This window comes from Brevundimonas sp. LM2 (genome assembly GCF_002002865.1).
Classification (GTDB): Bacteria; Pseudomonadota; Alphaproteobacteria; order Caulobacterales; family Caulobacteraceae; genus Brevundimonas.
In genome coordinates, this window is sequence record NZ_CP019508.1 from 420,459 (window position 1) to 433,633 (window position 13,175).

At 66.2% G+C, this 13,175-nt stretch carries 9 protein-coding genes; 6 read left to right on the forward strand and 3 right to left on the reverse strand.

Annotated elements, in window-relative coordinates; translation table 11 throughout:
- The first annotated feature begins 320 nt into the window (after positions 1-320).
- The 4 genes from BZG35_RS02160 to BZG35_RS02175 are packed head-to-tail and all read left to right on the forward strand — an operon-like array spanning position 321 to position 7,327.
- Positions 321-833 (forward strand): RNA polymerase sigma factor, encoded by a 513-nt coding sequence (locus tag BZG35_RS02160; protein ID WP_171981854.1) that lies wholly within the window; start codon positions 321-323, stop codon positions 831-833.
- Between the two features lie 15 nt (positions 834-848).
- Positions 849-1,826, forward strand: coding sequence for a FecR domain-containing protein (locus tag BZG35_RS02165; RefSeq protein WP_077357740.1), 978 nt, complete (start codon positions 849-851; stop codon positions 1,824-1,826).
- 56 nt (positions 1,827-1,882) lie between these two features.
- Positions 1,883-4,852, forward strand: coding sequence for a TonB-dependent receptor (locus BZG35_RS02170; RefSeq protein WP_150125897.1), 2,970 nt, complete (start codon positions 1,883-1,885; stop codon positions 4,850-4,852).
- Positions 4,853-4,861: 9 nt separating this feature from the next.
- Positions 4,862-7,327 (forward strand): S9 family peptidase, encoded by a 2,466-nt coding sequence (locus tag BZG35_RS02175; RefSeq protein WP_077354147.1) that lies wholly within the window; start codon positions 4,862-4,864, stop codon positions 7,325-7,327.
- Here BZG35_RS02175 and BZG35_RS02180 read toward each other — a convergent pair.
- The 3 genes from BZG35_RS02180 to BZG35_RS02190 form a co-directional block, all read right to left on the reverse strand.
- Positions 7,287-9,047: an asparagine synthase-related protein gene (locus BZG35_RS02180; protein WP_077354148.1), complete on the reverse strand. Its 1,761-nt coding sequence runs from the start codon at positions 9,045-9,047 to the stop codon at positions 7,287-7,289. The genes BZG35_RS02175 and BZG35_RS02180 overlap by 41 nt on opposite strands.
- Entirely contained in the window at positions 9,047-9,625 is a 579-nt protein-coding gene (locus BZG35_RS02185) for a lasso peptide biosynthesis B2 protein (protein WP_171981855.1), read from the reverse strand. The genes BZG35_RS02180 and BZG35_RS02185 overlap by 1 nt, the downstream gene beginning before the upstream one ends.
- Before the next feature lie 328 nt (positions 9,626-9,953).
- Positions 9,954-10,439, reverse strand: a complete 486-nt coding sequence (locus BZG35_RS02190; protein ID WP_077354150.1) for a helix-turn-helix transcriptional regulator — start codon at positions 10,437-10,439, stop codon at positions 9,954-9,956.
- Positions 10,440-10,668: 229 nt separating this feature from the next.
- On the opposite strand from BZG35_RS02190, the gene BZG35_RS02195 reads away from it, so the two are divergent.
- Positions 10,669-11,295, forward strand: coding sequence for a GntR family transcriptional regulator (locus BZG35_RS02195; RefSeq protein ID WP_150125899.1), 627 nt, complete (start codon positions 10,669-10,671; stop codon positions 11,293-11,295).
- Positions 11,273-13,168: a type IV secretory system conjugative DNA transfer family protein gene (locus BZG35_RS02200; protein ID WP_253189239.1), complete on the forward strand. Its 1,896-nt coding sequence runs from the start codon at positions 11,273-11,275 to the stop codon at positions 13,166-13,168. The genes BZG35_RS02195 and BZG35_RS02200 overlap by 23 nt, the downstream gene beginning before the upstream one ends.
- The last annotated feature ends 7 nt before the right edge of the window (positions 13,169-13,175 follow it).

The window sequence follows — 13,175 nt, forward strand, 5'->3', positions numbered from 1 at the left end:
CAGGGGCTGGCGCGAGCCAGTAGCGGCCGGACTCTCTCTCAAATTTCCGGGCCTTATGTCGCGAGGTTCCAACGCCCGCCCCTTTCCACCTTTCCGGGTCTTGCGGACCCAAATCAAATCAGCCACGATTCCGGGGTCGGCCTTGGCCGATAGGGGCGTGGAATCCCCTGCGACATTCTAGCTGATCATGACGACGACGGTTTCGAGCTGTCCGCCGTCCTGTCCGGACGCGTCGATAACGTCGTCCGACGACCCCTCACGGGCGCAGGTATTTCCATGTGCGACTCTCAGCGCCCCTTCATCTGGATGGAGGCGGTTGCGTGTCGGAAGCCAAGACCGTGGGAGACGATAACAGCGGCCGGTCCCGCCGGCACGCCCGACTGGAAGCCTTCTATCGCCGCTACTCACCTTGGCTTGTCGCGCGACTTCGTCGCCGGTTCGGCGCGGACACTGAAGATCTGGTCCAGGAAATCTGGCTACGAGTGTCAGCGATCGAGGCGGATCTGGACATCCGTCACCCCCGGGCATTCCTGTTGAAGGTCGCCTTTAACATCGGTCTCAGCGGGGATCGTCAGCATCGGCGGCGGCGGCAGATACTCGACAGCGCCGCTCCGTTGGGAACAATGGCCCTGGAGCCCACCCAGAACGCGGCGGTGCAGATTCAGGAAATCGTGCTCGCCTTGCCACAACCTCTCCGGGATGTCTTTGTGTTATCTAGATTTGGCGGTTTGACGAACAACCAGATCGCCGAGCAACTGGACATCAGTCCGAAGACCGTCGAATGGCGCATGACCAAGGCCTTGGCTCAATGCGCGGCAGAGCTTCGGCGCTAGGGAATGGGGCGTATCATGGGCAACCCGAAAGCACGGGTTGAAACCGCGGACCGGGAAGCGGCCGAGTGGCACGAACGCCTCGGCGCGCGCAGCGTCACGACAGAGACGATCCGGGAGTTTTTCGACTGGCGGAAATCTCCGGCCAACGCGGACGCGTATCGTCGGGTCGAGCTGATCTGGACGGAAAGCCGGAAGCTCGCCGGCCGGCCGGAGATTAACGAGGCGCTTAACGACGCCATGTCGCGTCGACTCCGCAAGACGTCAGAGGATCGATCGACCAGAAGACTGCTGGGCTTGGCCGCCCTCGGCGCAGCTGCGGCACTCGTGATCGGCGGATGGACGTGGTGGCAGGGGCGATCCACCTTCACGACCGGCGTGGGCGAGCAATGGGTCGTACAGTTGGCGGACGGGTCGTCGGTTCGCCTCGACACAGATTCCCGGATGAGGGTCAGGTTCAGCGACGGCCAGCGTCTCGTCGATCTTGAACGCGGACAGGCGATGTTTTCCGTGGCCCATGACGCTCAGCGACCATTTGTCGTCGCGGCGGGCGACGCGCGCGTGACGGCCATAGGGACGGTGTTCGACGTCCAGCGGCAAGGTGCCGGCGTCAGCGTCACTCTGGTGAGCGGCGCGGTGGATGTGACCCGTTTGTCCGGGCCGGAAAGGCCGTTACGACTTGCGGCGGGCCAAGAGGCGCGAGTGACCCCGGCCGGCACAGCCAGTCGCTCGGTTGATGTGCCCACGGCCACCAGTTGGACCGAGGGGCGGATCGTGTTCCGAGACACGCCGATGAACGAAGCGGTTGCCGAGGTGAACCGGTACCTCACTGCAAAGGTTGTTCTGGAGGCGAAGGATCTCGCGACAGTGCCGGTCAACGGTGTGTTCAAGACGGGGGATCGTGACGCCTTTGTCGCAGCGGCCTCGGGCGTTTTCGGCCTGGAGCCGTCGGCCGGGCCGGACGGCTCGATCCGATTGTCGGAACGCGGAAAATAAACCCGTCGAGGCTCCGGGGTCGCCCGGGGCCTCGATCACCTCCTCTTCGACGTCGCGTGACGTCGAGGGGAGCCCTGAATATGAGTCGCTTGAGTCTATTGTCCTGCAGCGCGATCGTCGCCTGCGCCGCATCCATCAGCGCGACGGCCTGCGCCCAGGACGCGCGTGAGTTCAGCATTCCGGCGGGTTCGCTGCGCGACGCGCTGAACTTGTTCGCGAGCCAGTCCGATAGGCAAATCTTCTTCTCCGGCGATTTGGTCGTGGGCCTTCGGACGGAGGGACTGAGCGGGCGATTTACGGCGCAGGACGCGCTCGCAAGGCTTCTGTCCGGGACTGGTCTGAGCCCGTCCGAGGTCCGCCCCGGCGTCATCTTCCTGAGGCGCGCCGGCACGGCCGGCCCGCGCGCGGAGGTCACCACCCAGGTCGAGGACATCATCGTCACCGGCTCCTTGCTCAAGTCGTCCGGGCCCATGTCTTCGCCGGTGGTGACGCTCGACCGCGACGCCTTGGACGCTCGGGGGTTCGCAACAGTGGCGGAGGCGGTGACAGCCCTACCTCAAAACTACGCGGGCTCGGCGACGCCCGGCGTGCAGCTCGCCAATTCCGACCCTCAGGGCTCTAACAGGGTCGCCGCCACCGGAGTGAATCTGCGCGGTCTGGGACCGGCGTCCACGCTCGTCCTGGTGAACGGCAGGCGGATGGCGGGCACCGGCTTTCGGGGCGACTTCTCAGACATCTCGGCCATGCCCTCCGCGGCTGTGGAGCGTGTCGATGTCCTGCTCGACGGCGCCTCCGCCCTCTACGGCGCGGACGCGGTCGCCGGCGTCGTGAACGTCATCATGCGCCGGTCGTTCGACGGATTGGAGACCCGCGTGCGGGCGTCCGCGGCCGAAGGCGGGGCGGAGGATCTCGTCGCCTCCGCCGTCGGCGGTCGGTCCTGGTCTTCCGGGTCGGCCTACCTTGCCTATGAGTATCAGACGATCAATGCGTTGAACTCGCAGGACCGGCCCTACACCGCCGATGGAAATCTGCGGCCCTTCGGGGGGACGGATCGCCGCCTTACCTTCTCGGCCCCAGGCAATCTTGTCGTCTTCAACTCCGCCACCGCCTCCTATGTCTCCCAGTTCGCCATCCGACCGAATGCGTCAGGATCGGCGCAGAGCGCGGCGGACTTCGTCGCCGGAGCCGCAAACCTGCAAGCGCCGTCGTTGGGCGCTGATCTTCTGCCGGGGGTCGAACGCCAAGCGGCCTATGGCGCGGCGCGCCAACAGATCGGCGACCGGCTCGAGCTGACGGCTGATGCGCGGTACAACAAGCGCGACATCGAATACGCCGGGCCTGCGAGCATCGGCCTGATGACGGTCACGGCCGCCAACCCGTTTTTCATCTCTCCGACGGGCGCAGCGTCCCAGATGGTCGGATACTCCTTCGTCCGGGACCTGGGGAATCCGCGTCAGTCTCTGGGGTCGGAAAGCTTCGGTGTCACGGCCGGGGCAAGCTATGATCTCGGCGCCCGCTGGTCGGTCGAGAGCTATGTCTCGCTGGCCGGCGAAGAGGGGTCCGTCCGGGTTCCGGAACGGGTCAACACCCGGTTCCTGAACGAGGCGCTCGGGGTCACACCGGACGATCCCACAACAGCCTATCGCGCGGCGCGGGATGGCTATTTCAATCCCTACGGCACAGGCACGGCGAACTCCGCGACCGTGCTCGACTTCATCTCGAGCGGGTTTTCGGAAACCCACGACCGCAGCAGGGCCTCGTCCGCCAATCTTCTGGTGCAGGGGCCGATATTCGCCTTGCCGGGCGGCGACGTCCAACTGGCGATCGGCGCCCAAGCGCGGCGCGAGACCTTTCAGGGCAGCAGCACGACCTTCTCTTCCACGCCGGCGCCGGTCTCCACCTCCACGCCAGAGCGGGCGCGCAATATCGATGCCGTCTTCGCCGAGGCCCGTATTCCGATCGTCGGCCCAGCCAATGCGAGGCCTGGCGTGCGCAGCCTCGAACTGTCGCTGGCGGGACGGTTCGAGGACTACAGCGACTTTGGCACGACCACCAATCCGAAGATTGGAATCACCTGGTCTCCCGTCGACGGTCTGGCAATGCGCAGTTCCTGGGGGACGTCCTTTCGCGCGGCCTCGCTGCCGCAGATCCAAGACAACCCGGCCATCTCGGCCACCTTTTTCGCGCGCGCCGACGGAAGCCGGGCCCTGGCCCTGCAGCTCGGTGGCGGCAATCCGGACCTGAAACCCGAGACGGCCGAGACCTTCACGGTCGGTGCGGACTTTCGCCGCCGCAACCGACTGACGCTGAGCGCCAACTACTTCGATACCCGCTTCACCGACCGGATCGCCCGGCCGGTGGCGGAGAACCTGTCCGGTGTGCTTACCGATCCGAACCTGGTGAATTTCGTCACCCTCGTCCGCCCGGGCGACAACGCGGCGGATCTGGCCCTTGTCCAAAGCTACCTGAACCGGCCCGAGTTCACGGCCGGCGGCTTGTATCCCGCCACCAACTATGCGGCGATCGTCGATGCGCGTTGGGTGAACACCGGGGCGGTCCGCGTCAGGGGGGTCGACCTCTCAGGGCGGGTTCCGACCGTGTTGGGCCTGGCGAATCTCTCGATCGACGGCTCGGCCTCCTACATCCTCGAATACGAGACCCGGAGCACCCCCACCGCCCCGGTCCGGGAGGTGTCGGGATTGATCGGCTTTCCCGTCAAGTTCCGCTCGAGGCTCGGCGCGACCTGGACCGACGGCGGGTTCGCCGCCAGCCTCCACTGGAACCATGTCGACGCCTATGAGGACCGCGCCAGCGTTCGCATCGACGCCTGGGACACCGCCGATGCCCAAGTGAGCTGGAACCCGGAGACGGGGGCTCTGGCGGGCTTGAGGATCAGCCTGACGGTCCAGAACCTTCTCGATGAAGACCCGCCGTTCTACAACGCCGCGAGCGGTTTCGGCTTCGATCCGGGTCAGGGCAGTCTTCTGGGCAGGGTCGTCGCGCTTCAACTGATCAAGCGCTGGTAGTCCGGTCCCATGGTCCGGACCCTGTCCGCCCTGGCCGGGGCGTTGCTGGCGCTCATCTGCCTCGTCACGCCCGTGTTCCCGCAGGATCGGGGCGTCACGGTCGAGGATGTCGTTGGACTGGAGGCATTTGGCCGCGCAGCCATCTCGCCGGACGGGCGCTGGGCCATCTATGAGAAACGGGGTCCCTACGACAGCGCGACGCGGTTCGATCTGGGCCAGCGTGCGCCCTGGACGGTCACCGACCTTTGGCTCGTGGATCTGCGGCGCCCGAACGCCGCGTCCGAGCGGCTTCTCCCAGGCGAAGGCCCCGGTCTTCTACGTGGGTCCTGGTCGCCGTCGGGCGCTCGCGTCCTGATCTACCGCTTCACCGGCGCCCGGCTTGAGGTCGGCATCGTCACGATGGCCGATCGGTCCGTACTATGGACGGGGCTGACGCCGGAGATGCCGCAGATGGGGGCGGTCGCCGAATGGCGTGGCGACGAAGAGGTTGTCGTCATGGCCCGTCGCGACGGCGACCTCCCGTGGCTCCTGAGGTACTACAGCGCCGGCCAGACCCGGACCGCGCAGGCCTGGGCGCGGACGGCATCGGGCCAGGAGCCGTCACGTACGGTCATCGACACGGCAAACCGCCTTCCCGTGGCAGAAGACGCCGGCAGCCTGCAGACCCTAGTTCTGGTCGACGCCACGACGGGCAAGGGTCGCCCTTTGTTTGAAGGCGTCATCGTGGATTTCGCCCTCTCCCCCGACGGCGGCCGGGCCGCCGTGATCGAGGGGGTCGCTCCGCGGTCGCTGCCCGCAGATGCGATCTCCCAATCGGAGGTTCCGTGGTTGCAGCGGCTTGTACTCATCGACCTTGACCGGGCCGTGAGGATCGCACCGGATGCAGACTTCGAAGTGGCCCCGCACCTGCTGCGATGGTCGCCGCAGGGTAACGCCGTCCTGGTCTGGGGCCGGACGAGCGGAAAGTCATGGGGCGACGGCGATCTCCGAACAGTCAGCCGGAACGGCGCGGTGACTACCGTGGATCGCCACGGGCTGGATCCGACCCCTGGACGGGCGATCGACCTCGTGACGGGGGTCCGCGCCGACTGGCTGGGATCCGTCCCGGTCCTGTTCGCCAGCCCGCCGGGGAGCGGCCGCCGGGACTGGTACGCGCTTCCGCGAGACAGCGACGCCCGGTCCCTGACATCGATGATGGCGGCCCCGCCGGATCAGATCGCCGCCGTGGCCGACGACGCCTTCCGGGTCATCGCCGATGGCGCCGCCTGGCGTGTCACCCGGTCTGGCGCCCGGCGAGAGACGCCGACCGATGCGGCGCTGAAGGCCGTCATTCCTTATGACGTCGAAGCCCCGTTCAGGCTGCGGGTCAACGCCGCACCGCGCCAGCCCTGGATGACAGCCCTGACCCCAAACGGCGGAGTCGATATCCTCACGGACGCCAGGATCCAGGCGCTCGGGGTCGGAGGCGGCGAACCTCTCGATCTGATGGCGAGTTCGCCCTCCGCCGCGCTCGTGCTGAAGCGCACCGGAGTGTCGGAGGCGCTCTTGCTTCTCACGCCGGGTGAGGCGCGCACGCTCGACCGCGTCAACGTCGGCCTTAGGGAAGTCGCCCTGCCCACGCCGACGCCGATCGACCATCTAGATGCGTCCGGCCGCCCGACGCGAAGCTGGCTGTTCCGGCCGCCTTTGGGGTCCGGCCAGAAGATCAGGGGGATCATCGTGTCCCTCTATCCCGGGTCAGCCAGTCGCGGCGCCTGGTCCGGTCCCCTCGGTCTGATCTATGGCGTTAGACCGGCCATACTCGTCGGAGACGGCTATGCCGTCCTCAGCGCCTCGATCCCAGGAAGCGAGTACGGCGATGATCCAGCGGACTACTTCACCCGCAGCGTCGATCTGGCGTTCGAGGCCGCAGTCGCGGCCCATCCGGAACTCCCGGCCGACCGGGCCGCGATTTTCGGGCACAGTTTCGGAGCCTACGCGGCGCTCGCGGTCGCCACGCGATCGAGCCGATACCGAACCTACATCGCCTGGGCGGCGACCACGGACATGTTCGGGGCCTGGGGAGAGTTCACTCCGGCCAACCGCGCCGCGCCCGAAGAAGGGTTCATGATGCTCAACCAGCAGGGGTGGGTCGAAACCGGCCAGGCCGGACTCGGCGAGCCGCCGTTCGACGCCAGCGAACGCTATGCGAAAGCGAGCCCCTGGCTGGCGGCGGATCGGGTCAGAAATCCGGTCCTGTTGATCACGGCCGATATGGATTTCGTGACGACGTCGCAATCGGAACGGATGTTCAGCGCCTTGAGCCGGCTGGGCGGTCGGGCCCGCCTCGTCACCTACTGGGGCGAGGAGCATTTCAACTGGAGCCCGGCCAACATCCGTGACCTCTACGGGCAGATCTTCGACTGGCTCGAGACAACCCTCGACGCCGGGGACACTACCGTGACAAAGCCTCGAACCGCTGAGTCCACACCCTGAGCCAGCCTTCGAAGGCTGCGGCCCGAATGATCGCGCCGAACTGGCCCTTCCACATCAGGGCTTCTTCAGTGAGCGCCGCCTCCGTTCGGGCGCGATCGATCAGACCGGACGCCGCGAGCCTTCCGTCGAGAAGCCAGGGACGGAGGACGTCGAGGCTGGAAAGCACCATCCGGCCATAGATGCGGGTCATGTCACCCTTGGACCGGCGCTCGGCGATCAGCGCGGGGAGTCGGTCCGCGAACGCCCGGCGGACCAGACCGCGGTCGCGCCCGCCGATCGTCAGCAAGGCGGTGGGGATCGCCAGACAGGCCTCGATGACGGGCTGGGCGCAGAACGGGTGACGGACGTCGATGGTTTCCGTCAGGAGAGACGGACCGTGGCGCGACACGCTGTCAATCACGCCGGCGATCTGTCGGATCTTGGCAGGACCGAATGCCTCGCTGCCGGCGAGCCAGGGATGGGACAACGTTGGAGCTTCTTCCCGGCTTGGGAGCAGGGTGTCGTCACGCAACAGACTGAACCCCTGTTGCCGGGTATCCCGCCGGGCGCGCTGGATCATGGTCCAGACCGAGACCTCGTTGCGTGCGGCGAGACGGGCGACATCCTTCGAAAGAAGAGCGCGCCACCCCTGTCCTTTCCAGAGATCGGTGAACACATCAGGACTGGCGTTCTGTAGAAAGATGGAATCGCCGCCCTTTCCGGTCATCAGGGCCGACCCGCCGGCGCCGGCGACCCGTCGGGCCCACTCCAGGTCATGATGGACGTCGAGCGCATTTAATCCTGGACGAAAGTCCCCCGAAATCTGCTCGAGGAGCGGCTCGGTCAGAGTGCCTGTAGCGTGCGGCGCGAACGTCGGTGATATCCCCAGTGTCTGGGCCAGCGCGTGCACGTAGACCCGCTCATCGGCCTCCTGTGTCGCCCCGTAGGCGTTCAGCCAAAGCGCGATAGGGACCTCGGCTCTGCGCACCAGACTTGCGGCGACGGTGCTGGAATCCAGTCCTCCTGACACCTCCGCCGCCAGTGATCCGTCGAGGCCGGCAAGGCCCGCGACGGCGTCGTCAACGGCCGTCGTCAAGGTCTCGATAGCCTCGTCGAGCGTCCAGCGGCGCGACAGGCTCCGCCGTGCGAAGTCCGAGGGCGTCCAGACCGTGGCCGCAGAAGAGGCGAGCGGCAGGGGCTGGACGGTTCCCGGCGCAACCGTGACGGGGCCGTCCATCAACAGCCAGTCCGCAGAACTCATGGGGTCGCGCATGGCCAAACCGAGCCTGTCGTGGTTTGGACACCACCGGATCGCCAGACCTGCAGGGAGCCAGTCAGGCACGCTCGACGCCACGACCAGAAGTCCATCCTGTTCCCAGGCGACACACTCCAGGGCGCCTGACGGATCACGAAGGAGGGATCGGGCCTGTCCGTCGGCCGCGAGTTGTACGCCCACAAAGCGTCCCCAGAACCGCGCCATCAGTTTGCGCTCGTAGTCCCACGGATCATTCCGTTCGGTTGGAGGGAACTCGGGCCTTCGCCGATGAAGAACATCCCCAACGAGGGTCCAAGATCCCACCGCCAGCCGGTTGGGCCGATGCGGGCCAGCGAGGCCGAGCCACGCCGCTGTGCTCAGTTCCACGACGGCCCATCCGGCGTTTTCGCAGCGGCGGCGAAGATCGGCCGACAGAGCCTTGGCGGCGGTTTGAGAGGACGCGCTGATGAGAACGTAGCGACCCATCAGGCGACCATGATCGGCGTATAGCTCCGGACCCGCTCCAGACTGTCGCCTACGAGGAGGTCCTCGACCTGGATCCAGCAGTGCGCCGCGAACGGCCAGGTTCTGACCCCGAAGATCCAGTCGGATGCGATCCCGTGAGAACGAAGAAGGCGCTTCAGAAGAAAACCGCGCTGGAGACATTCGCCCTCGAACGGCGTCCAGGGGAGGGCCGCGCGATAGTCCGCGAGCACCGTCGTCAGATCGGACTTCCGGGCGTCCGACCTTGGGCCGACCTCCACGGCCGCGGTCAGTTGCGCCAAGGTCTTGCGATGGAAGACCACGGTCGAAACGAGGAGATGGGCCAGGGCAAGGGAGACGGGCGCGGCGTCGGTTGAGCCGGCAGACCGCGGCGCTTCATGCGAGGCCAGAACAGGTGTTCGAGGCGCGCGCAGAGGGCGGTCGGTCTGGACGATACCGTGGGTCTTGAGTTCTATCGCGAGGTCGTCGTCGTCGATCGCGATGCGGCCCGCGTCCTCAAGCCTGACAACGGAGCCAGCGCCCAGCAGACAGCTGTACGTGTCGGCGGCGACGTCGAGCATGATCAGATCGTCACCCACCCGGGCGAAATGAATGCCGTCGCGCGGCCAGAGATGTGTGGGCATTTTCTGTACGACCGGTGTGGGCGGCGGTGAGCCGCCGCCCACGTTTTCGTTCAGCCGAGGGCCAGCGGGCGGGGGAACACGCCCATCTCGGTGTCTTCGCCCTGGATGTTGTCCCGCGTCAGAGCCTTGGCGCTGCCGAAGCTGACGAGGCGCAGTTTGGTCGTCTTCATCTCAGTCTCTCCTTGGTTGATCGCCACGGCTGTGGCGCAACCAGTGAGCGCGCAGATCGGTCAGCTGCAAAGCTATATCTGGAGTATATTTGAGCTCAGCGTCCTGGCTTGGGTCGCTTGGCGCGCAGATTCGCCGAGCCTTTCTCGATCCAGTCCTGGGCCGGATCCCCGTCACGCAGCGCCTTGGCGAGCTCCTCGAACAGTCGGACGATGGCGGTGATGATGGTCCGGCTGTCGAGGTTGCGGATGTCATCGCCGAGAAGGTGGTCGAACTGCTCCAGTCCGATCGTATAGATGGAGCCCATCTGGTTTTCTGCGCACCGTCTGGCGTGCTCGGGCGATCCGATAGCAACCGCCATGAGGATCGCTTGGGCGTCGCTTCGCGTCGCGGCGGCGAAGCGGTGGATGTAGTCGAGGTTGAGACGGGTTTCTCCGGCCTCAAAGCGGGCATAGGTCCGGATGGCGATCCGCATGGCCGCAGCCGTCTCCGCCTTCGTCATCCGGCGGTAGCGGCGCAACGACTTCAGGGTCGCCGAGAGCAGCGCGCCATCGTCTGGAAGTTCCGGGTCTTCTCCACTCATCCGCGCATACCCTTCCGTCCTCTGAAGTAGAATCAGTCCGGCTTCTGATCAACGATCACGTGTGCGGCTGCGAAAGCAAACAGGAAAATCGGCCACATATCGGCATGTTTTGCAGCGCCTCCTGACCGAGGTTCGGACGATTTGCGACCGAGACGGATCGCCCGTGGCTGCAACTCATTGGCGAGGCGTGGGCAGGCGCCATAGTGGGCGTTTGCCATCGGAGCTCACCTTGATCCGCAAGCATGACCCTTTCACCCTGGCCTTGGAAAGCCTTCGCGCCCGGGCCGAACAGGGCGCCTTCACGCCGGGAGCCCCGGTGGTGATCATCGAGGAGGCGCGCCGGCTGAACCTATCCGCTACGCCGGTTCGCGAGGCCCTGGGCTGGCTGTGTGGGTTCGGCCTGATCGAGCGAGCGCCCTTGGGAGGCTTTCTGGCTCCCCGACTTGACGCCGCTCTTGTCCGCGACAGGTTCACCTTCCGCCTGCTGTGCCTCACGACCAGCCTGAAGGGCGGGGATCCCGCGTCGAGACCCGTGTTGCGCGGCGGTGGACTGCAGAGAACATGCCGCACCCTTTCCGATCACATGTTCAGGGCGGTTAGAACCACAGGCAATGCGGCCTTGGTGGACGCCTATGACCGGGTGAACAGCCCGCTGTTGCAGCTGGCCGAGGCGGAACGCCGGGTGTTCGAGGATTTCGACCATGAGGCGGCGGCGCTGGTGGGTCTATTTAGACGGCCGTCGGGAACAGATTTGGTCGACGCCTTGACCGCTTATCACCACCGTCGAATGGACGCCGCTCCTTCGCTGATCCTCGAAGCTGAGGCTGGCCGTGATGTCCGGCCTCCGGGCTCCTGAGGTGTGGGCCAAGCTGACAGGATTGGGGCTCGGCCTCGCCGTGGGCGCCCAGGCCGCGACGGAGATGTTCGCCTGGACGTACCAGTGGGCCGAAGCTCTGGGACCGGCCTGGCGCATCGGCCCCGACCTTGCCCTCTATCCGCCCTGGGCCATCCTGCAATGGCGATCGGCCTTCGGCGCCGAGGCGCAGGCCGTCATGTCGCGGTGCGCGCCGTTGATCGTGGTCTGCGGCGTCGGAGGGCTGGGGTTGGGGACGCTGGCGGGCGACGGGCCCCCTCGACGTATCCGGGGCTGGGGAGAGCTGAAAGACGCCAAAGGCGCCGGGCTCACGGCCGTAGGAGGCTGCATCCTCGGCGTTCTGGGGCGAAGGGTTCTCGCCACGATCGACCTCCGTCCCAGCCTGGTCACGGGCGGGACGCGGTCAGGCAAGGGACGCGGCCATGTCATGCCGACGCTATTGTCGTGGAACGCCAGCGTGCTGGTCCACGATCCCAAGCGGGAGCTCTGGCGGCTCAGCAGCGGTTGGCGCTCCCGATTTAGTCACGCCCTTTATTTCGATCCGCGCGACTCGGCTTCGGCCTGCTGGAATCCATTGGCTGAAATTCTGCCCGGACCGGGAGAGCTCGCCCACGTTCAGCGACTGGTCTCCATTCTTTCTGATCCCGGCGGCGCCCGCGACGACGAGGCGATCTGGGACAAGGCGGCGTCGGAAATCCTTGAGGCCGTGATCCTTCACGTCCTCTACACCGCCGCGGATACCGACAAGACCCTGCTTAAGGTCCGCGAAATGCTGGCCGACCTCGACAGCGCCGCCGACGTCATGACCAAGACTTTGCACCGTCCGGGTCCGAGCGGCGAACCGGAGACTCATCCGTTCATCGCCACGGCGGTCAAGGGCTATGCGGCGATGCACGACCGCTTCCGGACTTCGGTCCAGGGGACGGCCCGGTCCTACCTCAAATGGCTGGCGGGCGAGGACATCGAACGTGCGCTGTCCCGGTCGGATTTCTCCATGGGAGATCTGATGTGCGCCGAAGCGCCCCTGTCTCTCTACGTTCAGGTCGCGCCGGCTGACAGCGCAGCGCTGAGGCCCTTGGTGCGTCTTTTCTTCTACGCCGCAGCCCAGTCCCTGACGGTTCGGGAGACCGAAGCCGCCGATGGGCGGCCCAAGCGCCATAACCTTCTCATGCTGATGGATGAGTTCCCGTTGCTCGGGCGGGTCAGTTTTTTCGAGAAGTCCCTGCGCCTGCTCAGCGGCTACGGGGTCAAGGTAATGTTCGTCGCCCAGTCGCTCAACGATATCGTCGAGACATACGGCGCCAACAACACCATTCTCGACAACCTCCATGTCTATACCGCCTTCAGCGCGCTCGATCCTCTGACCCAGGATAAGGTGTCGAAGCTGACGGGGTCCGTGCTGGAGACCCGAACCAGCCGCAGTTCATCGGCGGGGCTGGCAGCTGGCCGCAGCTCGGTGTCCCGGTCTCAGGTCGAGCGGCCGCTACTGGAGCCGGGCGAGATCCGCGCCCTTCCGGACGACATCCAGTTGGTGTTCGCCGCCGGCGCCCGACCGCTGCGGACGACCAAGCTCCTCTATGACGTCCGCGAACCGTTTCGGACGCGTGCGCAAGACGTCGCGCCCGATCAGGCCGCGCGGCTGGATGCGCCGCCCGGAGCTCTGCACCCATGGGCGGGTCGCCGCAGTCTGGGCGAGGACGCCGACGCGTCGCTGCCGCTGTTCAAGGAAGTGGCCGCAGCGATGGACGACAAGAAGGTCGCAGCGCGTGTGGCCGATATCTACGGGCGGGTGGCGCAGGAGATGGCCGCGCAGGATGCGGCGCTCGATCATTTGCGAGGTCTAGGCGATGGCTAGGAAAGAA

Excerpts from the sequence above, each read along its gene's own strand:
- BZG35_RS02190 (WP_077354150.1), bottom strand. The coding sequence starts at position 10,439 with ATGAGTGGAGAAGACCCGGAACTTCCAGACGATGGCGCGCTGCTCTCG.
- BZG35_RS02175 (WP_077354147.1), top strand. The coding sequence starts at position 4,862 with ATGGTCCGGACCCTGTCCGCCCTGGCCGGGGCGTTGCTGGCGCTCATC.
- BZG35_RS02180 (WP_077354148.1), bottom strand. The coding sequence starts at position 9,047 with ATGGGTCGCTACGTTCTCATCAGCGCGTCCTCTCAAACCGCCGCCAAG.
- BZG35_RS02165 (WP_077357740.1), top strand. The coding sequence starts at position 849 with ATGGGCAACCCGAAAGCACGGGTTGAAACCGCGGACCGGGAAGCGGCC.
- BZG35_RS02185 (WP_171981855.1), bottom strand. The coding sequence starts at position 9,625 with ATGCTCGACGTCGCCGCCGACACGTACAGCTGTCTGCTGGGCGCTGGC.
- BZG35_RS02200 (WP_253189239.1), top strand. The coding sequence starts at position 11,273 with ATGTCCGGCCTCCGGGCTCCTGAGGTGTGGGCCAAGCTGACAGGATTG.